The sequence below is a fragment of the Gordonia terrae genome, from assembly GCF_001698225.1.
In the GTDB taxonomy this organism is placed as follows: Bacteria; Actinomycetota; Actinomycetes; order Mycobacteriales; family Mycobacteriaceae; genus Gordonia; species Gordonia terrae.
The window spans coordinates 3283174-3309842 of record NZ_CP016594.1 but is presented as its reverse complement, the minus strand read 5'-3'; the positions used below and the strand labels follow the sequence as shown (position 1 = coordinate 3309842).

Annotated in this window: 22 protein-coding genes; 9 read left to right on the top strand and 13 right to left on the bottom strand. The window is 66.1% G+C overall.

Going from position 1 to position 26669, the window contains the following annotated elements:
* Positions 1-6 precede the first annotated feature (6 nt).
* From BCM27_RS26365 to BCM27_RS25470, 3 genes are read left to right on the top strand one after another with little or no spacing between them, the layout of a single operon-like run.
* A complete protein-coding gene (locus BCM27_RS26365) occupies positions 7-693 on the top strand; it encodes a phage integrase SAM-like domain-containing protein (protein ID WP_476729721.1) in 687 nt (228 codons plus the stop codon).
* Positions 659-1975: an IS256 family transposase gene (locus BCM27_RS14770; RefSeq protein WP_014928678.1), complete on the top strand. Its 1317-nt coding sequence runs from the start codon at positions 659-661 to the stop codon at positions 1973-1975. Before BCM27_RS26365 ends, BCM27_RS14770 begins: the two co-directional genes overlap by 35 nt.
* A gap of 39 nt (positions 1976-2014) precedes the next feature.
* Positions 2015-2416 (top strand): tyrosine-type recombinase/integrase, encoded by a 402-nt coding sequence (locus BCM27_RS25470; protein ID WP_081486958.1) that lies wholly within the window; start codon positions 2015-2017, stop codon positions 2414-2416.
* 242 nt (positions 2417-2658) lie between these two features.
* On the opposite strand, the gene BCM27_RS14765 is transcribed toward BCM27_RS25470, so the two are convergent.
* The 5 genes from BCM27_RS14765 to BCM27_RS14745 form a co-directional block, all read right to left on the bottom strand.
* On the bottom strand, positions 2659-3264 hold the full coding sequence (locus BCM27_RS14765; RefSeq protein ID WP_004018917.1) for a nucleotidyl transferase AbiEii/AbiGii toxin family protein: 606 nt from the start codon (positions 3262-3264) through the stop codon (positions 2659-2661).
* Positions 3264-3932, bottom strand: a complete 669-nt coding sequence (locus BCM27_RS14760) for a type IV toxin-antitoxin system AbiEi family antitoxin domain-containing protein (protein WP_033206656.1) — start codon at positions 3930-3932, stop codon at positions 3264-3266. The genes BCM27_RS14765 and BCM27_RS14760 overlap by 1 nt, the downstream gene beginning before the upstream one ends.
* 345 nt (positions 3933-4277) lie before the next feature.
* Positions 4278-4703: a type II CBASS E2 protein gene (locus BCM27_RS14755; RefSeq protein ID WP_004018915.1), complete on the bottom strand. Its 426-nt coding sequence runs from the start codon at positions 4701-4703 to the stop codon at positions 4278-4280.
* A complete protein-coding gene (locus BCM27_RS14750) occupies positions 4684-5835 on the bottom strand; it encodes a nucleotidyltransferase domain-containing protein (protein WP_004018914.1) in 1152 nt (383 codons plus the stop codon). The genes BCM27_RS14755 and BCM27_RS14750 overlap by 20 nt, the downstream gene beginning before the upstream one ends.
* 45 nt (positions 5836-5880) lie before the next feature.
* On the bottom strand, positions 5881-6942 hold the full coding sequence (locus tag BCM27_RS14745) for an SAVED domain-containing protein (RefSeq protein WP_157781281.1): 1062 nt from the start codon (positions 6940-6942) through the stop codon (positions 5881-5883).
* A 1532-nt stretch (positions 6943-8474) separates the two neighbouring features.
* Here BCM27_RS14745 and BCM27_RS14740 point away from each other — a divergent pair.
* Positions 8475-9431: an adenylate/guanylate cyclase domain-containing protein gene (locus tag BCM27_RS14740; protein WP_039865734.1), complete on the top strand. Its 957-nt coding sequence runs from the start codon at positions 8475-8477 to the stop codon at positions 9429-9431.
* A gap of 695 nt (positions 9432-10126) precedes the next feature.
* The gene (locus BCM27_RS14735; protein ID WP_004018909.1) at positions 10127-10519 is read left to right on the top strand and encodes a hypothetical protein; all 393 of its coding nucleotides are present in this window, start codon (positions 10127-10129) and stop codon (positions 10517-10519) included.
* A gap of 916 nt (positions 10520-11435) precedes the next feature.
* Here the strand turns inward: BCM27_RS14735 and BCM27_RS14730 are convergent.
* From BCM27_RS14730 to BCM27_RS14705, 6 genes are all read right to left on the bottom strand, one after another.
* Positions 11436-12650 (bottom strand): CaiB/BaiF CoA transferase family protein, encoded by a 1215-nt coding sequence (locus BCM27_RS14730; protein ID WP_004018908.1) that lies wholly within the window; start codon positions 12648-12650, stop codon positions 11436-11438.
* Positions 12647-13453, bottom strand: a complete 807-nt coding sequence (locus BCM27_RS14725; RefSeq protein WP_004018907.1) for an enoyl-CoA hydratase/isomerase family protein — start codon at positions 13451-13453, stop codon at positions 12647-12649. Before BCM27_RS14725 ends, BCM27_RS14730 begins: the two co-directional genes overlap by 4 nt.
* A 62-nt stretch (positions 13454-13515) precedes the next feature.
* A complete protein-coding gene (locus tag BCM27_RS14720) occupies positions 13516-15234 on the bottom strand; it encodes an ABC transporter permease (RefSeq protein WP_004018906.1) in 1719 nt (572 codons plus the stop codon).
* The gene (locus BCM27_RS14715; protein WP_004018905.1) at positions 15234-16340 is read right to left on the bottom strand and encodes an ABC transporter substrate-binding protein; all 1107 of its coding nucleotides are present in this window, start codon (positions 16338-16340) and stop codon (positions 15234-15236) included. The genes BCM27_RS14720 and BCM27_RS14715 overlap by 1 nt, the downstream gene beginning before the upstream one ends.
* A 20-nt stretch (positions 16341-16360) precedes the next feature.
* Positions 16361-17482 (bottom strand): ABC transporter ATP-binding protein, encoded by a 1122-nt coding sequence (locus tag BCM27_RS14710; protein WP_004018904.1) that lies wholly within the window; start codon positions 17480-17482, stop codon positions 16361-16363.
* On the bottom strand, positions 17479-18726 hold the full coding sequence (locus BCM27_RS14705) for a CaiB/BaiF CoA transferase family protein (RefSeq protein ID WP_004018903.1): 1248 nt from the start codon (positions 18724-18726) through the stop codon (positions 17479-17481). Before BCM27_RS14705 ends, BCM27_RS14710 begins: the two co-directional genes overlap by 4 nt.
* An 82-nt stretch (positions 18727-18808) precedes the next feature.
* On the opposite strand from BCM27_RS14705, the gene BCM27_RS14700 reads away from it, so the two are divergent.
* The 4 genes from BCM27_RS14700 (at position 18809) to BCM27_RS14685 (ending at position 24576) form a co-directional block, all read left to right on the top strand.
* Positions 18809-19567 carry an IclR family transcriptional regulator gene (locus BCM27_RS14700; RefSeq protein WP_004018902.1) on the top strand — a complete coding sequence of 253 codons (759 nt, stop codon included), beginning with the start codon at positions 18809-18811 and terminating at the stop codon, positions 19565-19567.
* Between the two features lie 174 nt (positions 19568-19741).
* Positions 19742-23221 (top strand): indolepyruvate ferredoxin oxidoreductase family protein, encoded by a 3480-nt coding sequence (locus BCM27_RS14695; RefSeq protein WP_004018901.1) that lies wholly within the window; start codon positions 19742-19744, stop codon positions 23219-23221.
* Positions 23222-23233: 12 nt separating this feature from the next.
* Entirely contained in the window at positions 23234-23956 is a 723-nt protein-coding gene (locus tag BCM27_RS14690; RefSeq protein ID WP_004018900.1) for an RraA family protein, read from the top strand.
* 140 nt (positions 23957-24096) lie between these two features.
* Positions 24097-24576 carry an Lrp/AsnC family transcriptional regulator gene (locus tag BCM27_RS14685; protein WP_004018899.1) on the top strand — a complete coding sequence of 160 codons (480 nt, stop codon included), beginning with the start codon at positions 24097-24099 and terminating at the stop codon, positions 24574-24576.
* Positions 24577-24608: 32 nt separating this feature from the next.
* On the opposite strand, the gene leuD is transcribed toward BCM27_RS14685, so the two are convergent.
* Together leuD and leuC are read right to left on the bottom strand one after the other, a co-directional pair.
* Positions 24609-25208 carry a 3-isopropylmalate dehydratase small subunit gene (leuD, locus tag BCM27_RS14680; protein WP_004018898.1) on the bottom strand — a complete coding sequence of 200 codons (600 nt, stop codon included), beginning with the start codon at positions 25206-25208 and terminating at the stop codon, positions 24609-24611.
* 21 nt (positions 25209-25229) lie between these two features.
* Positions 25230-26627 (bottom strand): 3-isopropylmalate dehydratase large subunit, encoded by a 1398-nt coding sequence (gene leuC / locus BCM27_RS14675; RefSeq protein WP_004018897.1) that lies wholly within the window; start codon positions 26625-26627, stop codon positions 25230-25232.
* Positions 26628-26669 lie beyond the last annotated feature (42 nt).

The following is a 26669-nucleotide window of genomic DNA, read 5'->3' as shown; positions in this document are numbered from 1 at the left end:
GTTGTCATGCGTCTCGTGAGTCTCGGACCGGAACTTTGGAGGGGGTCGGGCGCCGTGGCGTGGACTGAGCAGAATCGTTCGGGCACTTACAGGGGCATGTTCAGAGACGAATACGGCAGACGTCGCAGCGCCGGAACCTTCGACCGGGAGAAGATCGCCCTGGGGAAGGCACAGGCAGCCGAGGACGACGCCCGAACCCGCAAACCCCGAAAATCCCTTACCTGGGCTGAATGGCGCCAGCGGTGGGTCAAGACACGCAACGTCGAAGCTTCCACCATTAGTCGAGACAACATACGGATCACCAAACACGTAGCCCCTCAATGGGACGCGACCAGGCTGGACGACATCGCCCGGCCAGCGGTTCAAGCGTGGGTACGACACCTCTCACGTCCCAAGTCTGAGGGCGGGGCCGGCCTGTCGCCGTCCACCGTCCGCAAGACGGTAGGTGTCTTCTCCGCGTCTTTGAAGGCTGCGATGCGCGAGGGTTTGATTGACGCAAACCCCTGCACCACACTGGAATACCCAGCAATCCCACCATCGCCAGAACGTTGGCTCTCAACCGCAGAGACAGGCGCTCTCCGAGACGTCCGGGACTGTCGTGAGAACGGTGTAAGTGGCCTTACCGCCCTCGGTGTGTCGGGGGCAGGAAGGTCGCATCATGACCGACACTCTGGTGGCTGTGGAGCCATCTGATGAACACGATGACGGGATCGTCGAGGTGCCTGCGGACCGCAGCGTCGATGAACTTGAGGTAGCCCGCGAGCTGGTCCGCCAGGCCCGGGAGGCCGGGGTCCGCCTGACCGGTCCGGATGGGTTGCTCAAAGCGATGACCAAAACGGTGCTCGAGACGGCGCTCGATGAAGAGATGTCTGAGCATCTCGGTTACGACAAGCACGACCAGCGTGGTCGTGGGAGTGGCAACTCGCGCAACGGGTCTCGGTCGAAGACCGTGCTGACTGATGCGTGTGGGCAGGTCGAGATCGATGTCCCCCGGGACCGGGCGGGCACCTTCGAGCCGCAGATCGTGAAGAAGCGCCAACGCCGCTTGACTGATGTGGATGAGGTGGTGCTGTCGCTGTATGCCCGTGGGCTCACCACCGGTGAAATCAGCGCCCATTTCGCCGACATCTACGGTGCTGCGGTCTCCAAAGACACGATCAGCCGGATCACCGACCGGGTGCTCGAAGAGATGGCCACCTGGCATGCCCGTCCGCTCGAACGCGTCTACGCCGCGGTGTTCATCGACGCCATCCATGTCAAAATCCGCGATGGGCAGGTAGGGCCCCGGCCGATCTACGCCGCGATCGGGGTGGATCTGGCCGGGCATCGTGACGTGCTCGGGATGTGGGCAGGTGAAGGCGATGGTGAGTCGGCAAAGTACTGGCTGGCGGTGCTTACCGAGCTGAAGAACCGGGGTGTAGCCGACATCTTCTTCCTCGTCTGCGACGGGCTAAAAGGCCTGCCGCAATCGGTCGGGGCGGTCTTTCCCGACACGGTGGTGCAGACGTGTGTCATCCATCTGATCCGGGGCACATTCCGCTATGCCGGCCGCCAGCACCGCGATGCTATCGCCAAGGCGATCAAACCGATCTACACCGCCCCCACCGCTGCAGCCGCGGCCGAGGCGCTGGATGCGTTCGACGCCGAGTGGGGGCACCGGTACCCGGCAGCTATCCGGTTGTGGCGCAACGCATGGCAAGAATTCATACCGTTTCTCGACTACGACATCGAGGTCCGTAAGGTGATCTGCTCGACAAATGCGATCGAGTCACTCAACGCCCGCTACCGGCGCGCAGTGCGGGCTCGTGGGCATTTCCCGAACGAGCAATCGGCGCTAAAGTGCCTGTACCTGGTGACCCGGTCGCTCGACCCGACCGGCACCGGACAGAAACGATGGACAATGCGGTGGAAACCAGCACTCAACGCATTCGCCATCACCTTCGCCGACCGCATGCCGGCCAGCGAGGACAACTAACCGAAAACGCCACTTACACCGTTAATCTGATACTCCCGGATCGTCCCCATCGGTGAAAAGCTCGTAGCTTTATTGACCGAACGGCTGGATCGGGATGGACTTGGTGAGCCCCCAAGAGTGGACTATCGGGGCGGTTCACGACCTCTCTACGGTGTTGTCTTACGCACCAACGCGGGTACGCCCCCGAATGGGACTTCATTTGCCCACGGGCTGACAGCGGCCGGCAACGCGGCATTCACTGGTACAGGCGTCAACCGAAAGCGTGTTGGCAATGTGAGACCCCACGATCTGCGACATAGCTACGCGAGTCGGCTCGTCCAGAGTGGTGTTCCGCTGGACACGGTTTCGAAGCTGATGGGGCATTCGTCAGTCCTCGTCACCCAGCGGTACGCATCGGCGGGTGAGTCTCAGTGGGATGCGGTTCGAGGTGTGCTGGGCTGATCGTGCTTTAGCTGTTGGGGCGAGACGAGAATCGGTAGCGGTCCCCCAGGCCGATGCACTGTGCTTGCCGCGGCACATTTGGCGGCGAGATCAGGTCAACAAGGGCCGGTCGCTCGGGGACCACCTCCGGGTTAGCGACGGAGACCAGGTTGCACTCAGGTCGAATTTTCTCTGTCACCGGCCAGCGTCCACTGATCGCGTGAGCACAATAAAGCTGCGCCGCAGCGCGACGATCTCTTAAGTCAGACGTAATGGGCGCGGGTTGAGGGGGTGTCGCCGTGGGTGCCGTGTAGCTCGTAGAGCGCGGCGACCTTGTCGGCGACCGCTTCGGCGGCGGCTTGCATCCGGATCACGGGCATGGGGTCGAGTTCGTCGAGCGCGAGCACGGGGTGCGGGCTCACCGTCTCGGGCGGTAGCAGCATCTCCCGGTGGGTGGCGATGTCGAGTTTGGCGTTGGAGAACCGTTGCCCGGCAATGTTGTAGTGGATACGTCCGGCGAACAAGCCTGGGTTACGGGTCGTGGTGATCCTGACGTCGAACTCGCCGAAGTCGCCGGGGCCGGGTTGGGCGGCCTGGCGCAGCGATCGTTGCATGTGTTCGGCGTCGAGGCGGGTGGCCAGGTCGGCGTCGGCGGTCGGGCGGGCTTGGGTCGGTGCCCGGAAGTGCAGGGCGGTGCCGCCGGTGAGGATCCATTGGTCGGCGTCGGGGGAGCGGAACAGCCGGGCCAGGAACAACTGGAGGGTGACGGTTTGGGCGAGCTCGTCGCGGCTGAACCTGTTCGTGCGAGCTTCGGCGGACAGGCGGGCTCTCAGTCCGGCGCGGAAGGCCTCTTCGGACGCATACGGCATCAGCCGACCAGCGCCGGTTCGGCCGGCATCTGGGCCTGATCGAGCAGCGAGGCGAACAGCTTGGCGCCCGAGGCGTAGTTCCAGCGCGGCGCGGCCCGGTCACAGACTGCGATCAGTTCGTCGGCGTCGACCAGTGACTCGCTCAGGCAGGTGTGCAGCGCGGTCCCGATGTGTCCGCCGTCGCCGTGGGTGAACAGCAGATCAGCCACGGTACGGGCGGGTGTGGTCACCGGCAGTCCGTCGACGAGATCCCAATCAAGGCCGCGGGTACCGATCGGCCGGCGCCAGGTGCGCACCGAGGGATCACGAACGTTGATCCGGTGCGGGCTGCTCAGTTCGAGCCCGGAGGCGGTGATCGTGCCCAGCCGCAGCACTTGGGCGGCGGCGGCGTGGCTCACCACGCTGTCGGGGTGGGCGCGGCGGTCGTCGATGTCGGCGGTGGGGTGTAGCGCCAACCACTGCGCCGCCCAGTCGCCGACCGTGGTCCAGGCCGAGGATTCGGGGAGTTCGTAGACGCCGTGGTGCACCCGGACGATGGCCTCGCGCTCGGCGAGCCGGGCCAGTGCGTAGGGTGCGATGCCGAGGTGGCGGGCTTGGGCGGTGGTGAACAGGCCGAACTGGCGATCCGCCAGGTCGCGGATCGCGGCCCACCGGCCAGCGTCGATCATGCAGCAATAATAGCAATCGGTGTGGTGGGTGATCTGCACGAGAGCACCACGAAGCCGCCAGAAGACAACCACGCCCACGGACAACGAGCACTCGATGTGCTGGTCATGCCATCACCGGTTGACCACGTCCGATGCCAGTTGGCGTCGTGAAGGTAGCGAGTGGGATCTTTCGACGGGCCCGCGCAATCGAACCCGTCCATTCGCGGTGCCGCCAATCCCGGGATCGTCCCGGGCGACGTCTTGGCCGGCGTGCGCGTCGTGTTCGGCCCACATGCCGTCGGCCGATTTCAGCATCATCCCGACTCAGCACACTTGCTCGACAGCTGAGGTACGTGAGTCCGCGGCTCAGCCCTTTTCAAAGCCCGGCGGGTGTGGCGCTTCGCTCCCGAGCCATTGTCCGGTGGATATCCAATGTTCGTAGAAGTAGAGCCACTCACTGGCCCAGGGAACGATGGTGGTCGCGATGAAGTGCTTAGATCCGTCAAACTCGTTGCCGTAATACAGGCAGAGCTCATTGCCCGGGTATACGTGGGGTAGCGGTTCGTGGGGGCGTGTCTCGAGAGTCGGGGTCAACACGGTCACGTTGGGCCGCCGCCGGTGCACGTAGCGAATGCCCACCTTGTAGAGAACGCTCATCGGTGTTGGTTGCAGAGTGACAGACCAGATCAGCAAGCCCGCCTTGACCAACGGCCTTCGCTCTTCGGGGAATCGTTGTTGGAGGCCGACGGCTTGCTGGATGACGGTTAGCTGCTTACCGCGTGGTCTGGCCACCGTAGAACCTGTGAGCAGCGACTGTGGTGGCGGTCGTAGAGGTCGTGAGGCGCCCGCCGGGTGTGAGGTTAACTTGTCCGCCCACCCGGGCGCGGTTGGTGGTTGCGCCGATCTGTTGCAGGGCTTTCTCAACCGGATCACTGCCGAAGGCACTCGCGACTCGCCGATGCAGTGCGGTTGTGCCGGAAGTTTCCAGGACGAAACTGGTGAGATCGTGCTCGACCGCTGCGCGCCACTGGTCGAACTTCAGTCGGCGGATCTCGTAGTCGTTCCACTTGTCCGCGAAGTTCTCGCCCTTGCACGCCGGATTTTCTACCCAGTAGCGTCCACCGCGGTTTTCGATGTGATCGTGCATGCGCTGCACGGCGCTGACGGTCGCGTCGATGAGATCGGTCTCACCCTGGTACGCCAGGCCGGCGAGTGTCGTGATGAGGCTGGACGGCGGCCGGTCGTCGAGGTCGTTGGCGAAGAAGATGTCTCGGTGTCGCTTGAGGATCTGGACCACGCGATGAAGCGGCGTGCGAACTCGGTGCTTGGGCACGGCGTCGACTGAGCCGTAAGACTTGGCGAGCGCTGCCCGCTCCGAGTCGAACTGTGTGGCGCACTGGCTGCGGAACCATTCGACGTAGGCCAGTGGGTCGGACTTCTGCCAGTTCCGCAGGTTGAGGTCGGTGAGTTCAATTGCGGTCGCCGATGGTGACTCGGCGTCGGGAATGGCCGGCAGCACGTCCATGTGAAAGTGCTCGTAGTGCAGGCACCAGGAACGCCGGCCCTCGGACACGTGGCCGGGGCTTTCACAGGCGGTGCTGTTGTGATCGCGGTTGTAGTCCGCGAGCAGTCGTCCAACTCGTTTCTTGAGCTCTTCCTGGGTGATGGACGTTTTCGCGATGTCAAGGAGGGACACCAGGTCGAGGTCGTATTCGCCGGCGCGATGATAAGGACGTACGACTGTGCCGAGCATGAAGCTGCCTTGGACGTACACCTGCGCGCCAGCTTCCGAGAGGTGGTAACCAAGATCTTGGTAGCAGGATTCGGCGGTCCGGAAAGCCGCCTCGTTGATGTCGAGCTGAGCAATGGTGGCTCCGAGGAGCTGAGAGATCTGTTCTTCTTTGGTGTCGGCGAGAATTGTCATGCTTGATTGCTTCCGGTGGTGGTGATAGTGGACGTGAGGGGGTCGTCAGCTTGTTTCCAGCGCGAGGACGTAGGTGTTGTCTATGCGGTCGAACACGCGGAGCTGAGCGTGAGCTGCGGCCATGTGCGCGCGACCGATCTCGACCGCGGCGGCAGCGGGCACCGCGAGTACGAGACTGATGGGTTGATTGCGGTGGTCGGCCTCGAGTGTCGCGAGGACTTCGCGCCAGGTGTCGATGAGCGCCTGTAGATCCTCGGGGCTTTGCAGGATCGTGGGACTCAACGGAACACCCTCTGCGCGAATGTCATAGCGCGGTGCTCCGCGCAGGGCGTCGGGAAGCGCTTCGAGGTCGACCGGCCCGCTGACGCTGACCGTCACAACCGGATCTCCGGAACCCGCCACGGCGGTCACACGGAACTGCAAGTTGTCGCTACGGGAGTGGGAGTACCAGCCCCAGCCCTCGCTGGTGCCGCGTCGACGGTTGTGGACGGTCACGTTGGTGACGTCGTCGAGCAGCACGCCGAGCTGCACGAGAATCGGAATCCGCGCGAGCGCGAAAACCGAGATGTGGTCGATCTGCTTGGTCTTGAGGTGGTTACTCAGAGGCCGAAGACGTCGCTTGAGGGCGAGGGAAGTTGCCTCCCAGTAGGTGGGGTCGCTGTCGTCCTCCCCTTCGTAGGATCGAAGATCAACCTCGCAGTTTCGGCTGTCGTCATGCAGGCTGAAGTCGGGGAATCGCTGTTCCTCCAGCAGAGCCCGGATCACGGCCTGCTTACTGAAATCGACTGCGCGCCCGCGTACATCGCCCGCCACGCGGATGACGGTGCTCTTTGGTTTGCGCAGCAGCCCGGTCAGCTCGCGGATGTCCCGCTCGTGCTGCTCTTTGAACGCACGTAGCTCATCCGCGCCGTAGGTGTGCCAGTGCTCGAATGTGTCGATGACCTTGTGCTCACCTGGGCAGAGCAACATCAGGTTCTGCGGCAGGGCTCGCTGCGGCAGCGGCATTGCGCTCTCGCCCCGCGGCGATCCCTTCTCGGTGGTAGCGCCGACGATGTGGGCCAGCTGTCCCGTGAAAACCGCCTGACCGGTCGTTTCATCCTCGGCCAAGAACTCCTTACAGAACGTGCACCGCCCACCAGCGGCGACCCACACCCTCCTGGCGTCGAGGTCATTGACGTTCACACGCCTACCCCGGCGGTCGAAAGCACCAATCAGTTCGGGTCGATCCACAGGGTCGGTCGAGCTTGGCTCGTGCGTCGCGGTCGTGGGCATCGAAAGGGTCCTAGAAGACGTGTGCGCGTACTGGGTGGGTCGGACCTGGGGCCGACGGCCATGTGTCTTACACAGCTGTCATTATCATACCTGCGACCCCCGACAGGCCACGGGGCTCGACATCGAGAAGAACGACACGAACCGTCTTCTTCGTGGGTCTCGAGGGCAGCGGCCGCCGACTAGGTCCGGAGGACTTACTCGATGTAGCCCGTATCCGGGTCGACGTCTTCTAAGAACTCCCTGATCGAATGCAGATGCTCTTCGGTCGTTTTCGGTGTCGGTGAAGCACGTTCGGCGGCATCAGCGGCGGCGACTGCTTCTCTGTCATCGCCGGCGACGGACCGCCGGCTTACGCTAAACCCGTAGCCAGGGTTCGGCCCGGTGGTCCAGTCGTAGGCGTACCCACCGTCTGGTCTCGGTCGCACCACGAAAGTCTCGCCGGCGACGACGAGCGTCTCAGGCTTTCGTCCCCACGGATCGTCCGCGTCGTCACACCCCTACTGCGCACCCCACAACAGGATTGTCCTGCTCGTGCCAAAAGCGACGTTCACCTCGGCGGGCCAAGGCAGCGCGGCCCCGACTTGGTCTACCTGACATGGAGTATGCCGGGTTCAGAACGCAGTTCGATGTCCTGTAGCACCCCGACGACCTGGTAGGTGCCCTCCGTGAACGTCTCGATCATAGGGTCGGTGATGATTCGATGTCATCAAGCTCAATAGTCTCCCCGGGCTGCAGGTCCGGCAACGTGTGAGCTGGCGGAGTCCAGAGTCTGTAAGCAGAACTTGCGATGGGGTCTACGTTGCTGTCGAGATCCCAGATGTACACACTCGGGTAGTCGTCCGCGATGTTATGGCACACTCTGTCGCCGACATTGGTCAACGTCGGCCGAATGCGCGGAGTGCTCTCGGCCGCCGTCGTTGTTTCTTCTAGCTCAAGATGCAGGTTGCAACGTCGCGGCGCGCTGATAGACCATTTGACCGTCGATCCGGGCCACCGGCACGTCCTCGGCGGTGGTCGCTGAGACATGCACGACGTCGCCGTTGCGTTCGACCCACCAGCGGTCGGCGGCTTTGTGCCCGGAACACCAACTCCCGTACAACCATGCTTGACTCGCGGAACACTGCGGCGATCACCACCGCTGTCACGTCACTGTTGTGGTACTGGACCCTGACGTGGGCTGGTCATGGCTGTCGTAGGCACAGGGGTGACAACATACTCGGCCAGGCGTGAAGTACGAACACCGTTCGGGCGAGCGTCTTGCCGATGACAGCACGGTACAAAGGCCGTACATCAGCGTTTGCGGAACGGTGTCACCGAGGACGCCGCGGTGTCGGTCTCGCGATGAGCGGGGCCACTAAACTCGACGCGTGACCGGAGCCGACGACTCGACACGTGACCGCGACCGCGACGGTCTCCCGGATGTTCCCGGCCCGACCGACGACGATGCGACATCCGCCGCGGACGGCCCGGACGAACCCTCCGCAGCGAACGATAGGACCGGTGGGTCGACCCGTCGTCGGGGCGACCGGCTTCCCGTCCGACGCGACGATCCCGACCGTCCCGGACCCGGGCGCCGGATGGCCGACCTGCTGGCCCGCACCGACTCCAGCGCCGGGGTCGTCAAGGCGGCTCGCGCCGCACGAGATCTGATCCCGCACAACGAGAACCCGATCACCGGGCCGCGTGCATCCGACCGCGTGGCACGCCTCATCAGCGAGTCCCGGCCCGAGAAACCCAGTGCCATACGAGAGCTCGGCCTCGCATCGATCCAGGTGTGGCAGGCGTTGGTGACCACACGACGTCGTCGATCCGATCGCACCCCAGTCCCCGCCACCATCTTGTTCACCGATCTCGTCGGATTCTCGACGTGGGCCCTGCATGCCGGAGACGACCAGGTCCTCCAACTCCTGCGCGACGTCAACGACGTCACCGAGAACATCGTGCGCAGCCGCGGCGGACGCATCGTCAAACATCTCGGCGACGGGACGATGGCCGTGTTCATCGACGGTGTCGAGGCGATCGAGGCCGGTCACGCGGTGATCGTCGCCGTGAGTGCCCTGACGATCGGGGACTACCGGCCACAGCTGCGAGCCGGTCTCCACACCGGTGAACCGCGGGCGGTCGGTGACGATTTCCTCGGTGTCGATGTGAACGTCGCCGCTCGGGTCGCGGCAGCCGCGGGAGCCGGTGAGCTGTTGGTCAGCGGAGCGACGGTCGAGGCCGCCGGCGCCGATCGGTACGCCACTCGTCGCCGGCGATTCCGCGCCAAGGGGGTACCGCGCGACATCGAGGTGTTCGCCGTCGTACCCCGCTACTCCGACTGATCGATCCCCGACCTCATGAAGGTCCGACAGTCGAATCCTTAGATCGCGACCAGCAAGCCTTACGTCAGACAGCGCCGAGAACCGTTCTCCCCCAGCCTCATCGAGGTGCCGACAATAGATAGTATGGAATTATCGCTGGTAATCTCTCCCAGAAGCCTGTTTCGGAACCCGACGGCTTCGGGATCACGACGCGAAGAGAAACACCGATGGCCAACTCACTATGGAACTGCGTGTAGAAAGCGTGAGAGCTGGCTGGATGGCGGATATTTGGGGCATCGCCACCCGGCCAGCTGGTGATACGCGGAATAGCGGCAGAGCGTTTCGCCGTCGTCGATCCCGGTCAGGTCGCCGTAGATGTAGCTCGGGTCATCGGATGCGAGAAAGATGCCGAGTCTGGAGAGGTCGTCGACCTCGCCCCACCGCTTGAGGGATGATGCGGTGAGTGCGGTGTCGAAGTCTTCGTCGTCGAATGACCTCGGGTGAGGGCCGTCTTGGCATGGGTTGGGCGGATGCCGTTGAAGCGGATCCTATTCTGGCCGTCATAGTGTGCGCGCTGCTGCGACCGGTCGACCACCCACACGGACGCTTCTCGGTCATAACTGTGAAGGTTGGTGCCGTCGCCCCGTTTTGGTGTCTAGGCGTCATCGAGCCAGGGATCTATGCTGTGGTCAAGGGGTGATCGAGAGGTGATCGCGATGAGAGCAGCGCATCCCCGGCCCGATCTGGCCGCCTACGCCGAAGCGGCACGAATGTCGCAGCCCGAACTCGTGGCCGCGTTGCGTGATCTGCTCGGCGCGAAACTCGTGGCCTACCTGGGGCGGGTGAGCGAGACCCGGGCGGTGCGGCAGTGGGCGGAGGGCACCCGCACCATCGCCAACCCCGACGACGTCGAACGGCTCCGGATCGCCTACCGCGCCGCCCGCCTGATCACCGAACGCGACACCCCCGCCGTCGCACAAGCGTGGTTCCAGGGCCTCAACCCGGTCCTCGACGACCGGGCGCCGGCGTTGCTGTTGCGCGACGGCGAGCTCGCCGACGTCGGCCCCCAGGTACTCAACGCTGCCCGCCAGTTCGCCGCGGTGGGATGAACCCACCCCGCACGTCGACGATCGGCACCCCGCACGGCCTGATCACCACCAGCATCCAGACCGCCAGCCCATCTTTCGGGTCGAGTACGCGCCGAATCCGTGAAAGTGGACGCCGGGGGAGCAGGAGAAATGCCGAGCGGGAAGATGCGATGTCATGCAATTGCCATGCGTCCAGGGGTGTATGGCAGAACTACAACCGAGAACCACCGGTTAGCATCTAGTTTATGTGGCCCTGGTCAGACTCGAACCGACACTAGGCGGGTTTCGAATCCGTTTGGTGAGGTCGTGGGACTACTCTAAGGCGCCAAAGACGGGTCGAATAAGGGTCGTTCCCATCGGGACAAGCTCACAGCTCACCTGCGCGAACGGCTAGGTCGGTACGGACTTGGTGAGCCCCCGAAGGTTGACTATCGGGGCGGTTCACGACCTCTTTTTACCCTGTTGTCTTACGCACCACCGCGGGGTGCGCCCCCGAACGGGACTTCATTCGCCGGCGGGCCGACAGCGGCCGCGAAGGGCACCACTGGTACAGGTGTCAACCGCAAGCGTGTTGGCAATGTAAGACCCCACGATCTATGACACAGCTACGCGAGTCGGCTTGTCCAGAATGGTGTCCCGCTGGACCTCTTCGAAGTTCACAGGGCGCTCCTCAGTCCTCGTCACCCAGCGGTATGCATAGGCGGGTGAGTCCCAGTGGGACGCTGTTCGCGGTGTGCTGGGCTGATCGTGCTGTAGCTGTCATGTACAGACCACTCGTGCCCACACACTCAGCTGACTCATGGGACTTAGACACCCTGGTTCAAGACCCGACCTGCGCACCCTGCGACCTCAGTCGTTCATCTAGCGCACTTGCCACACCGACGGCACCCCGCACGCCCGGGTGAGCGTCGGGCGTGCGGGGTGCCGGGGTGCCGCATCACATCGCGGCAGCGGTGGGGCGTGCCTGCTCTCGTAGCCACGCCCGGACCGATTCGTCGTGTTCGCCGAGACGCGGAGGAGGACGGTGTGTCTCCCGGGTTCCGGCGTACTCGCGATCATCGACTCGAATGGGCGGGCCGGGCAACTCGACCGTGCCGAGGTCCGGGTGGTCGACCTCGACGACGAGACCCTGCGAGCGTGTCTGGTCCCATGAGTAGACCTGCTCGAGATCGCGGACCCGTCCGGCCGGTACGCCGGCGGCGGTCAGAGCGCGGAGCCAGTGTTCGGTATTCGACTCGCCGAGAACGGAATTGATCTCCGCCTCCAGCTCGGCACGATGCCCGACCCGATCGCGATTGGTCCGGAACCGCTCCACCTCGGCATCGAGTCCGAGCGCATTCGCGAACCTCCGCCACGTGGCTTCGTTGCCCACGGAGATCTGCACAGCTCCGTCGGCGGCGTGGAACATGCCGTACGGTGCGATCGATGGGTGCCGATTTCCCTGCGCGACCGGGGTTTCACCGCCGACCGTGTAGCGGGTCCCTTGGTAGGCGTGGATGCCGACCACGCCTGCCAGCAGACTCGTCCGAACGGTCCGGCCGGGTCCTCGAGGGTTGCGCCGGACGTCGAACAGGGCCGCGACGATGGCGAAGGCCCCGTTCATCCCGGTGAGGAGGTCGGCGATCGGCACGCCCACCTTCGTGGGGTGTGCCTCGTCCGGGCCGGTGATGCTCATGAGTCCGGCCTCGCCCTGGACGATCTGGTCGTAACCGGGCCGCTGTGCTTCCGGACCGTCGTGTCCGAATCCGCTTAGCGAGCACACCACCAGGCGGGGGTTCAGGGCGCGCAGGCGCTCGTCGTCGAAGCCCAGGCGGGCCAGGACCCCCGGCCGGAAGTTCTCGACCAACACATCGGCGACGGCGATGAGGTCCGCGAGGAAGTCGGTGCCCTCGTCCGTCTTGAGGTCGGCGGTGACCGACTCCTTGTTGCGATTGCAGGAGAGGAAGTAGGTGGAGATCTGCTCGTCACCGACGAACGGTGGTCCCCAGCTCCGGCTTTCGTCACCGTTCGGCGGTTCGACCTTGACGACTCGTGCCCCGAGGTCGGCCAGCATCATCGTCGCGTGGGGGCCCGCCAAGGCGCGGGTCAGGTCCACGACGAGGACTCCGTCGAGGAGCCCGCTCTGCGGGGTGGGGATGGACGCGGGATTCATCGGCGCTCGTAGTTCCCTTCACGTCGACCGAAGAACGCATCGAGGGCTTCCTGGTGGTCGCGGGTCCGGAACATCTGCAGGAACCGCTCGATCTGCAACTCGTCGCCCTGCTGTGCGGTGAGGTCGAGGGCTTCGGAGGCCGACTTCTTCGTCAGCTCCACCGACAACGGTGCGCGACTCGCGATCCGATGCGCCTTCGCCAGCGCGGCGCCCAGCAGCGCATCGGGTTCGTGGACCTCGGTCACCAGGCCCCAGTTGAGTGCCTGTGCCGCTGTGTACCGGGACCCCGTCAGCAGGATCTCCTTCGCCGCACCGAGTCCGACGACCCGGGGCAGGCGCCAGAAGGAGACGATGAGGCCCACGTTAACCCCGGCGGCGACGAAGAACGCCTCGGTGGAGGCGATCCGCACGTCGCAGGCGAGGACGAACTCGAGCCCGCCACCGATCGAACCCCCGTTGATGGCGGCGATCACCGGTGTCCGGAACCGTTCGATGCGCTCGAGGACGGAGAAGAACTCCTCGATGTAGTGCCGCACATCGTCGTTGGTGAGCGACTGGTCCTCCTTGAGGTCGCCGCCCGCGGTGTACTGCGGTTGGTCACTCGCGATGACCACGGCACGGACGTCGAGATCCCGCTCGAGTTCGTCGAAGATCTCGTGGAGGGCCCGGCGGAGGTCGACAGTCAGCACATTCGCCGGTGGATTGTTCATCGTGATGACGGCGACGTGCGGTCCGTCCTTGGCCAGGGTCGCGACCGGTGCCGCGACGGTGTTGACGACGGACGGTTCGGTGTTGATGCTCACGTGTACTCCTGTGTTGTCGGATCTGGGTGAGGGGATCGGTTTCTCAACGGCGGTGGGGTCGGTCAGTCGCGTTGCCGCATCATCCGCAGGGCGAGGAGCGCGACGACGAGGTTGATGGCGAGCACGACGACGGACAGGGCGCCGACCTGTTGGTAGAGAGAGTCGTTGGCGAGGCCGTACAGAGTGGTGGCGATCGTGGGGTTGGAGCCCGTGTACAAGAAGATCGACATCTCCAGCTCACGGAGCAGGATGACGAAGTTGAGCAGTCCGGCGGCCAGCAGCGACGGCTTGAGGAGCGGAATCGTCACCCGGCCGACCGTCTTGAACCACCCGGCGCCCAGACTCCGCGACGCCTCCTCCATCTCGGCGCCGATCTGTCCCATTCCCGCATCGACATATGAGAACGTCATCGGGAGTGCGTGTGCGGTGTAGGCGATCCCGAGGATCATCAGGGTGCCGGCGAGCCCGAATGGGACACCGGCGTACGCGATGATGATGCCGATGGCGAAGATCGCACCGGGGAAGGCCAGCGGCGAGGCCATGACGCCCGGGATGATCCCGTTGCTCTTGTTGGTGGTGCGGTGCCGGAGCCAGGCGGCCAGGACCGCGACGACCATGGCCGCAACGGTCGCCGTCAACGCGAGGAAGATGCTGTTGAAGAAGGCGGAGACGATGCCCGGCGAGGAGAAGATCTTCTCGTAGTTCCCGGTCCAGGTCCAGTTGTCGCCGCCGATCGGTATGCCCACCGCCTTGCGGAAGCTCATCACGAGCAGCATCCCGAAAGGCAGGATCAGGCTCAGCGTCGCCACGAGCATGGCGAAGGCGAACGCGGGAAGCTTCCACAGCCCCAGTCGCATCGGCGCCTGCCGGCCCGGCTTCCCGCCGATGACGACGAACTTCTTGGACCCGACGATCCGGCGCTGGATCAACAGCAGACCGGCGATCATGACGACGATCGGGACGGCGATGACCGCTGCGAGCTCGATGCGCGGGGGGAACTTGAGCAACTGCAACAGCACGGTCGGGATGGTGTCGAATCCGGCCGGACTGCCCAGTACCGCAACAGGTCCGAAGACGACCACCGAGGTGACGAACACGAGGATCGTGCCGGCGACCACCGAGGGCATCACGATCGGGAAGGTGATGGTCCGGAGCACCCTCGCGCGTCCACCGCCCAGGCTGGACGCCGCATGCTCGAGCGCGGGATCGATTCCCTCGAGCGCCGCGGAGACCGGCATCAGGATCAGCGGGTACAGGAACAGTGAGAGCACGAAGATGATGCCCCACGGCCCGAAGATGTCGAAGGGGTTGGACTCGAGGCCGAACAGGCCGGCGATGGCGTTGTTCAGCACACCATTGCGCGGTCCGAGGAGCAGAACCCAGCCGAGAGCGGCGATGAAGCTCGGTGCGGCGAAGGTGAGGACGGCGACGCTACGGAAGATCCGCCGCCCTGGTACGTCGGTGCGGACGAGCAGCCAGGCCATCGGCAGGGCGATCAGCAGGGAACCCACGGACGAGCCGATCGCAACCCACAGTGAGTTGAAGATCGCCTCGCCGATGAGACTGTCCTCGAACAGGATCGAGTAGTTCGACAGTCCGAGTCCGCCGTCGGTCCGCAGGCTCTCCCAGATGATGCGGACGACCGGGTAGCCGACCAGGGCGATCATCAGGGCCGCCCAGACCCAGCGCGACACGGTGGCCGGTCCGGTGACGTCCCGGAAGGGGCGGCGCTTAGCGGCGGCGGGACGATCCGGCGGTGCCGGTTGAAGTGTCGTGGCCATTACTCAGCCACCTCCTGACGGAATTCGGCGCGGACGGGTTGCGCGGCGTCGGCGAGTTCGTCGACGGTCACCGGACGCAGTCGCGCGGGGTCGATCTGGGGTGCGTTCGGGGGTGGCGGCAGATCCCGGAGGACGCCGCGCGTGCCGCCGTCGCCGAGGATTCCCTGGAACTCGTCGCTGAGGCTGTACCGCATGAGCAGTTCGGCGGCGGCGGGATGCGGGGCGGCGGCCAGTGCGGACATGATCAGCGTCGTCGCGGGGATCGGACCGTCCGGGTACGCGATCCGCAACGGCTCGCCCTCCTTGGCGGAGGTCAGCACCCCGGACTCCAATGCCGGTATGCCGTAGTCGGCTTCGCCGGTGAGTACGAGCTGGTTGAGCCCGAGGGTGCTGTCGGTGACGAGGGGGTGCGTGGCGCCGAACGATCTGAGCCACTGCTGCCCGTGATCGGCGACCATAGCGGTGTAGAAGGCGAGTGCTGATCCGGATGCGCGCGGGTCGGCGCTGATCGTCAGACGGTCGGAGGGTTGGACGAACTGTTCCCAAGTGACCGGTACGTCGGCGCCGGGTATGGCCGCCTCGTTGTACATGATGCCCATGGGGACGACGGCGAACGGGACGGCCGCCGAGTCCGGGGCGTCGAGTCCGTCGATGATCTGGTCCTGATTGCTGATGGCGACCGGCTTCAGGATCCCCTCGTCGTCCCACTTCTTCATCGAGATCGGGTCGGCGAGACTCACGACGTCGGAGTTCACCCGGCCGCTCGCGAGTTCGGAGTTGACGGCGTTGACGGTGCTACCGGAATCGGCTCGCACGTAGGACAATTCGACCCCGAAGCGTTCCTCGAAGTTGACCTTGAGCTGTTCGAGTTGCGTCCGGGTGTGTCCGCCCCCGGCCAGGACCACCTGGCCTTCGCGCTGTGCGGCGGCGATCAGGTCCGGGCTGATCCCGGGGATCGGTTCGGTACCCGCGCTCGGGGTGACCGACTTGGCGCATCCGGCGAGCATCGCGAACATCGCGACGGTGACCAGGAGGGTGACGGCTCTGCCCACCAGGCGGGCCCGGGCTTCCGGGACGGTGGGTAGATCCTCTGATGAGTGCGACATCTGCTGACCCTGTTCGCTCGTCAGGCCGTCTTGAGGAGCCGGTCGGAGCCGGCCCTGCTCGTCGGTGCGTCGGTGAGGATGGCGGTGTCGCCGTCGTGCACCGACAGGCGGCAGCGTTGCCCCGCCGACAGTCGCGCGTCCGGTGTCCCGATGACCTTGATCGCGTCGCCGCCGGTGTCGGGCGCGACGACGTAGGCGATGTGATCACCGAAGAACGCGGCTTCGACGACGACGGCGTTGAACGGTTCGGTTCCCTCGGCGCAGACGTTGAGTTGCGCGGGCCGGATCGACACCCGGACCGCGGTTCCTGCGGTGACGGCGTCGGGGGAGGGTGCCTGACCGGTCGTGATGACGTCACCGAACAGCCGCAGGGTCGCCAGACTTCCGCGGGCATCGAGCACCTCGGCGTCGAGGATGTTGGTGCCACCGAGGGCCTTGGCCACATAACTCGAGACGGGACGCCGGTACACGTTCTCGGGGGTGTCGATCTGCTCGATCTTCCCGGCGTTCATCACCACGACCCGGTCGGCCAGCGACAGCGCCTCGGCCTGATCGTGGGTGACGTAGATCATCGTGACCCCGAGGGACCGCTGGATCTTCTTGATCTCGGTCCGCATCTCCTCGCGCAGGCGCGTGTCCAGGTTCGACAGCGGCTCGTCGAGCAGCAGCACGCTGGGCTCGTTGACGAGTGCTCGTGCCAACGCGACGCGTTGCTGCTGGCCGCCGGAGAGCTGATGGATGAACCGGTCGGCGATATGGGGAAGCTGCACCATCTCGAGCGCCTCGCCGACGCGTCGTTGCACGTCGGGACGTTTGGCCCGCGCGGTCCGCGGTCCGTAGGCGACGTTGTCGAAGACGCTCATATGCGGCCAGAGGGCATAGCTCTGGAAGACCACGGACATCTTCCGCTTCTCGGTGGACACGAAGGTCGACGAGCCGGCGAGAACCCGGTCGCCGAGCCGGATCTCACCGTGGTCGGGACGCTCGAAACCGGCGACCATACGTAGGCAGGTGGTCTTCCCGCATCCCGAGGGACCGAGGAGGACGATGGACTCCCCCTGGTCGATCGACAGGTTGATCCCGTTGACGACGGTGACGGACCCGTAGGTCTTCTGGATGTCGTCGAGTACGAGGTGTGTCATAGTGCAGCCCTCACTGAGTCGGTGTGGTCATCGGTGGTCACGGTTTCGCCGACGATGCCGGCGGTGAAAAGGGTTTCGATTTCGGTGTCGTCGAATCCGTTGTCCGCCAGCACTTCCCGGCTATGCTGTCCGAGAAGGGGGGCGGTGCGGGCGACGCGGGTGGGTGTTTCGGACATCCGCACGGGAACGGTGAGGTGCGCGACCTCGCCGAGGACCGGGTGTTCGGTGCGCACGGTGATCCCGCGCTCGGCCATGTGGGGGTCGGAATGCACCTGGGCCATGTCGTAGATGGGGCCGCAGGGGACGCCCTCGGATCGCATCAATTCGACCCACTCGGCCGTGGTCCGGGTGCTCAGGTGCCTGCCCAGTTCCTCGGCGAGGTCGTGCTGATTGAGCATCCGCTTCGCGTTGCTCGAGTACCGGTCGACGTCGAGCAGGTCGGTGCGGCCGATGGCGGTGCACAGCTTCTCCCAGACCCGCTGGTTCGCGGCGCCGACCGCGATGTGGCCGTCCGCGGTGGGCAGCGCCTGGTAGGGGGCGCACAGGCGATGCGACGAACCGGTCGGCTGCGGTGCCCGGCCGGAGGTGAAGTACTCGTTGGACTCCCAGACCGTGGCCGCGACACCGGCCTCGAGAAGCGAGGTGTCGACGTGCTGTCCCTGCCCGGTGGTCAACCGGTGGATGTAGGCGTTGAGTACACCGAAGGCGCCGAAGAGGCCGGCGTTGAGGTCGCAGATCGGTACGCCGACCTTGACCGGGTCCCCGGCGGCGGTGCCGGTGACGCTCAACAGCCCGGACATCGCCTGGGCCACCAGGTCGAAGCCACCGAGGTCGCGGTACGGGCCGGTCGCGCCGAAGCCGGAGATGGAGCAGTACACCAGCGCGGGGTTGATCTTCTTGAGGTCGTCGTAGCCGAGTCCGAGCCGGTCCATCGCGCCCGGCCGGAAGTTCTCCACCAGGATGTCGGCGTCGGCGACCAGTCGCCGCAGCACGTCGGCGCCCTCCGCCGACTTGAGGTCGAGGGCGAGTCCGCGCTTGTTCCGGTTCATCGCCACGAACGCCGGGGATGCCTCGACGTCGGTGGACGCCGACATCCGGCGGGTGTCGTCGCCGGTCACGGGGCGCTCGATCTTGATGACGTCCGCGCCCATGTCGGCGAGGAGGAGCGAGCAGTAGGCGCCCGCCATGACCTGTGTGACGTCGAGGACCCGGACCCCGGATAGGGCTCCTTCTGGAGCGTTCATGCTTGCCTCCTGTGCCGTTATACGGTACGGTAGTTCGTATTCCGATACGGAACTATGGCACCAATCACAATGGAGGTCAACTGTGAGTGCGGTTTCGCATGCATTTCGCGTGTTCGAGGCGGTGGCGCAGTGGCAGCCGATCGGCGTATCAGCCGTCGCGTCGTCCCTGGTCATGAGCAAATCCACCACTCAGCGGGCACTGCGCGCCCTGGCCGACGAGGGCTGGATAGAGCCCTCCCACAACGACTCGACGAAATGGGTCATCACCACCAAGGCCTTCGCGCTCGGCAGCCGGCACGCCGGGGCGACCAGTGTTCGTGAGCTGACCCGGACGGCGATGGGCGAACTCTTCGACGCGTTCGGCGAGACCGTCCACCTGTCGATCCTGGACGGGCGCCACCTCGTTGTCGTGGAGCTGCTGGAGACGACCGCGCCGGTGCGTACCCACACGCGTATCGGTGACCGATTTCCACTGCACGCCACGGCATCCGGTATCGCGATGCTGGCCGACATGCGCGCCTCGGCGATCCGGGAGTCGTTGGACGCGGGTCAGCCGCTCGAGCAGCTCACCGCGGCGACGCCGACTGACCTCGCGTCGATCGAGCAGCGGGTGGCCACGGCTCGTACGTCGGGATACGCGGTGACCGAGGGCACCCGCCACGAGGGGATCTCGGCGATCGGCGCGGCCGTCCTCGACCGGGGCGGTGACCCGTTCGCCGCGATCAGCGTCTCGGCGCCGTCGGCACGCCTGCCGGAGTCGGTGCACGCCGAGGTGGGCGAGCAGGTCCGCAAGGCGGCCCGTCGCTGTTCAGGGGTGTACAACTACGAACGAGCAACCTGACGAAAGCGGCCGATGCTGACCCATCGGCCCAACCCTTGTGAGTGCTCCAGATCACAGTTGTGCCAATGGTGCCTAAATCTGGCGTTCTATTGATCAACGGCTTATCTGTACGAAAAATCAGTGGTCCAAGTGTCCATACTCGTCCACCCAGCCCGGTGGACCAGGAGGCGAACCATGACTCACGTGCAGCGAACAGAGCGCACTTCGACCGCAGGCGACCTCGCCGACCGGTATCGGCCGTCGTCGGGGCCGGTTCTGATGACCGGTGTCCAGGCGATCGCCCGCATGATGGTCGAACAGCACACCCGGGAGGTTCGGAGTGGCCGACGTGTCGCCACCTTCGTCTCCGGGTACCAGGGGAGCCCGCTGGCCGGACTCGACACCCTGCTGGCGGGAATCCCGGAGCTCGCGGGCGATCACGATGTGCGGCTCGTCCCGGGGATGAACGAGGAGCTGGCCGCGACCGCGGTGTGGGGCAGTCAGCTCGAACTCCCCAAGGGCGCTCGTACCCACGACGGTGTGATCGGCATGTGGTACGGCAAGGGCCCGGGACTCGACCGGGCCAGCGACGCACTGCGGCACGCCGCGATGTACGGGGCGCATCCCGCGGGTGGTGCGCTCGCGCTCGTCGGCGACGACCCCGCCGCGAAGTCCTCCTCGGTGCCCGCCGCCAGCGAGCGCTCCCTGGCCGCGCTGTCCATGCCGATCCTGTTCCCGCGCAACGCCGAAGAGATCGTGGCCTTCGGCATGTACGGCATCGCACTGTCGCGCCTGTCGGGTTGTTGGCCGGCTCTGAAACTCGTCGCCGACGTCGCCGACGGGTTGTGGACGCTCGACCGCGACTTCGGCGACTTCGAGATCGTCACGCCGAGTATCGAGTGGGAGGGACGACCGTGGACCTACCGCCAGCGGGTGCTCGCCGCGCCGCCGGACAGCGTGCTGGCCGAAGCCGACCTGTACGGACCGCGGTGGGCGATGGTACGCGCCTTCGGTTCTGCCAACCCCATCGACGAGATCGAGGTCGACCCCGCACGGGCCTGGCTCGGTATCGTCGCCGTCGGCACGGCGTATGACTCACTGCGCCAATCACTTCGGGATCTCGAGATCTCCGATGCCGACCTGGAGCGCAGCGGGATCCGCATCCTGCGGGTCGGAATGCCCTATCCGCTCGACGAAGGTCGCGTGCGCAGCCTCGCGCGCGGCGTCGAGACGGTGCTGGTGGTGGAGGACAAGACCGGCTTCGTCGAGTCACAGGTCGTCGACGCGCTCTACAGCACCGCGAATGCACCGACGATCGTCGGCAAGCTGGACGCGGACCGGCGCCCACTCGTGCCGGCCGATGGTGAGCTCACCGCGGCGCGGTTGACGGCGCCGCTGCGAAAGGTGTTGCGCGGACACATCGATCTACCGGCGCCGCCGCCACCGCAGTTGCAGCTGACGGTGCTGCCGACCAAGCGCACCGCGTACTTCTGCTCCGGTTGCCCGCACAATCGGTCCACCGCGGTACCCGACGGTTCGCTCGCCGGTGGCGGCATCGGCTGCCACACACTGGTGACGATGTCCTCGCGCACCGACTCCCAGGTCACCGGACTCACCCAGATGGGTGGGGAGGGTGCCCAGTGGATCGGCCAGGCGCCCTTCACCGATGTCGATCACATCTTCCAGAATGTCGGCGACGGAACGTATTTCCACTCGGGTCAGCTCGCTGTGCAGGCATGCGTCGCAGCGGGTGTCAACATCACCTACAAGATCCTCTACAACTCGGCGGTCGCGATGACCGGGGCCCAGGACGCGGAGGCCGCGCTGACGGTGCCGCAGTTGACCCACAAGCTCGCCGCCGAGGGCGTCGGCACGATCATCGTCTGCGCGGAGGAACCCGAGCGGCACCGCGGCGCGGACTTCGCGGCCGGTGTCTCGGTCTGGGACCGGAGTCGGCTCGACGAGGCCCAACGCCTCCTGCGGGACACCCCCGGGGTCACCGTCCTCATCTACGACCAGCAATGTGCCGCCGAGGCTCGACGAAAGCGCAAGCGGGGCACCCTGCCCACCCGGCGCACCCGGGTCGTCATCAACGAGGCGGTCTGCGAGGGCTGCGGCGACTGTGGCGTCAAGTCGAACTGTCTGTCGGTGCAACCCGTCGAGACCGAGTTCGGCCGGAAGACGCGCATCGACCAGACGAGCTGCAACACCGACTACACCTGCCTCGACGGCGAGTGCCCGTCCTTCGTCACCGTCGAACTCCCGGAGAATCCGGAGCGCAGCCGGCGCGAGACCCCGACGCCGCCGGCCGTCGGTACACCGGCGACGGTCGAGCTGTCGGGCACCCACAACGTCTTCCTCGCGGGTGTCGGCGGAACGGGCATCGTCACGGTCAACCAGGTGCTGGGGGTCGCTGCCCTACGGGCCGGCCTGCACGTCGAAGGGCTCGACCAGACGGGCCTGAGCCAAAAGGCGGGGCCGGTGACCTCGCATCTGCGGCTCAGTCGTGACCCGGCCGAACGGTCCAACCGCATCACCCCGGCCACCGCCGATTGCATCCTCGCGTTCGACATGCTCACCGCTGCGGACAGCCGCAACGCAGGCTACGGCAGCAGCGACCGCACGGTCACCGTCGCCTCCACCAGCAAAACGCCGACCGGCGACATGGTCTACGACGCCTCGGTCGCCTACCCCGACGACGCCGATCTGACCGGACGACTCGAGGCACGGAGCAAGCAGTTCGTCAGCTTCGACGCAATGTCGGCGGCCGAGATGTTGTTCGGCACGACCGCGGCCGCGAACTTCCTCCTGGTCGGGGCCGCGTATCAGGCGGGCGCCCTACCCATCGACGCCGACGCGATCCATGCCGCGATCGAGCTGAACGGCGTGGCGGTCTCGGTGAATCAGGCGGCCTTCACCTGGGGCCGGGTCGCGGTGGATCAGCCGGATGTCTTCCGCGCCGCCACGACCGCGGGGACACGGAGCCATCGGAGTGACGACCTTCCGGTGCCGTCTGACCTGCTCGCCGGCCTCACCGTCGGAGGTGACTGCCGCGAGATGGTGGAACGCCGCGCGTCGCAGCTGATCTCGTACCAGGGGAACGAGCTCGCGGCACGGTACCTCGACCTCGTGCAGGCGACGTGGGTGGCCGAGCAGGCCCTGGGCGACGGAGATGAGCTCACGACGGCGGTCGCCCACGCCCACCACAAGCTGCTCGCCTACAAGGACGAGTACGAGGTGGCCCGGATGCTGGTCGATCCCGCCTTCCTCGACGCACTGCGGGCCGAGGTACCCGGCGCGGGCAACCTCACCTACAAGCTGCACCCGCCGACCCTGAAGGCGCTGGGGCGGTCGGAGAAGATCGGGCTCGGTCCCCGCTCGCACGGCGCGCTGCGTCTGCTGGCGAAGGGGAAGCGGCTGCGGGGGACCCGCTTCGACCCCTTCGGGTACACCAAGGTGCGGCGCATCGAACGTCGCCTGGTGGAGCACTTCGAGGCGACGGTGCGTCGGCTGATCGCGGACCTCACCGCCGACACCCACGCCACCGCGCTCGCGGTCGCCGAGGCCGCCGACCTGGTGCGTGGCTACGAGGATGTCAAGTTGCGCAACGTCGATCAGTACCTGGGCCGACTCCGGAGCCTCGGCATCGACACCGCCGGCATCCTGACGAACTGAGAGGTACCCGACGTGCACCCCACCCAGCAGGCGGCCGCGGACACAGCGTTGTCCGTTCTGTACCGCATCCCCGATGTGTCGTCCGCGGTCGCGGATGCGCTGGATCATCTCGGCTGTGGAGACAGCACAGGGACGAGGATCCTCGTGCCGCTGACCCCCGGCACCCGGATCTGCGGTCCCGCGATCACCCTGCGGTATCGACGACTGGACGGGTCGGTGGCCGACAGTCGGCGGGACGGACTCGGTGTACTGGGAGACCGTGACCTCTATGAGTCCGCTCGGCCTGGTGCCGTGGCCGTATTCGAATGCCCTCCACCCGCGGACACCGCTGTCGTGGGGGCGATCTCGGCACGATGGGCCCGCCTCGCGGGGGTCGCGGGATGCATCGTCGACGGTGCGATCCGGGACTCCGCGTCGATCATCGACAGCGGTCTGCCGGTGTGGAGCTCGGCCCGCGTCGCCCGCGCGGCCCGCCACCGGTACACGACCGATGCGACCGGGGTCCCGGTGCGGATCGGCGGGATGCTGGTCACGCCCGGCGACATCGTGATCGCCGATGACGACGGCCTCTGCGTGGTGCCGCCGGCGGCGCTCGCCGAGGTCGTCGACCTCTGCGTGCGCGCCGACGCCGTCGAACGCACCCTCCTGCGCACGATGGCCGAGAGTGACTCGCCGGCAGATCTGCACGCTCGGCTCGCCCGTGCGGGCGCCGACGCGTCGAGCATCGACAGGTGACTCCCCGCCGATCAGACATCCTCGGTCCATCGGTCTGATAAATTGCCCCTCGCGACGGCCAACGGTCCGATCCCGGTGCGCAACTTCGCCTGCACGACTACCGCGTGCTTCGACTGACCCGATGCGGAGGTGATCCCCAGATGTCCGAACGGCTCGACAAACTCGATCTCGACATCCTCAAACTGATCGTCGAGGAACCGAAGGCGGGTGTCCGCGAGTACGCGCGGCGGCTGAACGTGGCACGTGGAACCGTCCAGGCACGCCTCGACAAGTTCGCGCGCGACGGCGTGATCACGAGCTACCGGCCGCAGATGCAGCCCACGGCACTCGGCTACTCCATCCTCGCCTTCGTCCATCTGCACATCGCGCAATCGATCATGGACGCCACGGTCGCGCACCTGGCGACCATTCCCGAAGTGCTGGAGGTCAATTCGGTGGCCGGCGAGGGCGACCTGCTCTGCCGTGTCGTGGCGGTCGACCACGCGGACTTCGAACGGATCCTGCAGGCGATGATCGCGACCGAGGGAGTCCTGCGGTCGCGTTCGGAACTCGTCCTCAGCCGCCGGATCGCGCCGCGGATCGTGCCGCTGCTGGAAAAGAAGAGGTCCGAGGTCCGCTAGGTGCGGACCCCGGACCGGGTGGATCGGACGGGTCAGAGATTCAGTCGGCTGATCGCGGGCAGAGCGTCACGTCGTTCGCTCTCGTACCCGGCGATCAGATCCTGTTCCCGCAGCGTGAGATCGATGTGGTCAAGCCCCTCCAGGAGCCGCCAGCGGGTGTTCTCGTCGAGATCGAACGGCACCGTCAGGTCGGCCACCCGTACCTGGCGGGCGACGAGGTCGACGGTCACCGTCCGCGCCTGCTCCTCCTCGACGAGAGCCCAGATGGTCTCGATGTCCGGTGCCGGCAGGGTCACCGCCACCAACCCGTTGGTGAGGGCGTTGCCGCGAAAGATGTCGCCGAACCGGGGCGCGAGCACCGCGCGGAAACCGTAGTTCTGCAGGGCCCACACGGCGTACTCACGGGACGACCCGGTGCCGAAGTCGCGGCCGGCCACCAACACGGTCGCGCCGGCATACGCCGGGTCGTTGAAGACGAAGTCGGACTCTTCACGCCAGTCATGGAAGAGCTTGTCCGCGAAGCCGGTTCGTGAACTGTGCGTCAAGAAGCGCACGGGGATGATCTGGTCGGTGTCGACATCGGTGCGACGCAACGGCATCGCAACGCCGGAGTGGACGGTGAACGGTTCCATGGGAGGCTCCAGTCGGGGTGATCAGAGGTCGGCGGGGGCGACGAGCCGTCCGGCGACGGCGGTCGCCGCAGCCACGGCCGGGGACACGATGTGGGTCCGCGAACCCTTGCCCTGCCTGCCCTCGAAGTTGCGGTTGTTGGTCGACGCCGCGCGCTGGCCCGGACGGAGCCGGTCCTCGTTGAGCGCGGCACACATGGAGCATCCGGCGAAACGCAGACCGGCTCCGGCGGCACGGAAGACATCGTCCAGACCTTCGTCGATGGCCTGCTGGCGCACCTTCATCGAGCCGGGGACGATCATCAGCTCGACACCGGGCGCGACCCGGCGGCCGTCGAGCACGGTGGCGACCTCACGGAGGTCCTCGATTCGGCTGTTGGTGCAGGAACCGACGAAGACGACGTCGATCGGCAGCCCCCGTACCGGTCGGCCCGGCGCGACGTCCATGTAGGCCTGCGCGCGCTCGACCGCGGCCCGCTCGACCGGGTCGTCGAAGTGCTCGGGCAGCGGGATGGGGTCGCCGAGCGGCGCGCACTGTGCCGGCGTCGTACCCCAGGAGACGAACGGCGAGAGCGTGAAGCCGTCGATGCGCACCTCTTTGTCGAACCGGGCGTCGGCGTCGGTGTGCAGCGTCTTCCAGTATCCGACCTCCCGATCCCACGCCGCGCCGGTCGGGGCGGCGGGCCGGCCGCGGAGGTACTCGAAGGTCTTCTCGTCGGGCGCGATCATCCCGGCCCGCGAACCGGCTTCGACGGACATGTTGCACACCGTCATCCGGCCTTCCATCGACATCTCCCGGATGGCCTGACCCCGGTACTCGATGATGTGGCCCTGGCCGCCCGCGGTGCCGACCTTCGAGATGATCGCCAGGATCACGTCTTTCGCGGTCACGCCCGGGGGTAGCGATCCGTCGACGGTGACGGACATGTTCTTGAGCGGGTTCATCGGCAGCGTCTGGGTCGCCAGGGCATGTTCGACCTGACTGGTGCCGATGCCGAAGGCCAACGCACCGAACGCGCCCTGGGTCGCGGTGTGCGAATCGCAGCAGACGATCGTCGAACCCGGATGCGACAGGCCGAGCTCCGGCCCGATGACGTGGACGATGCCCTGATGGTCCTCACCGAGCCGGTAGAGCTCGATCCCGAACTCCGCGCAGTTCTTGCGCATGAGCGAGACTTGCTCGCGCGCAGCCGGATCGACGATCTCCTTGTCGACCGCCACGGTGGGGGTGTTGTGGTCCTCGGTGCCCAGGGTCAGATCGGGACGACGCACGGTGCGGCCCGCGGCCCGGAGGCCGTCGAACGCCTGCGGGGTGTTGACCTCGTGGAGGAGGTGCATGTCGATGTAGAGCAGGTCGGGTTCACCCGCGCGTCGCCGCACGACGTGCGCATCCCACACCTTGTCGGCCAGTGTCTTGCACATGTGTTCGTTCGTTTCCTTTTCCTGGGGTGGTCTGGGGTGATC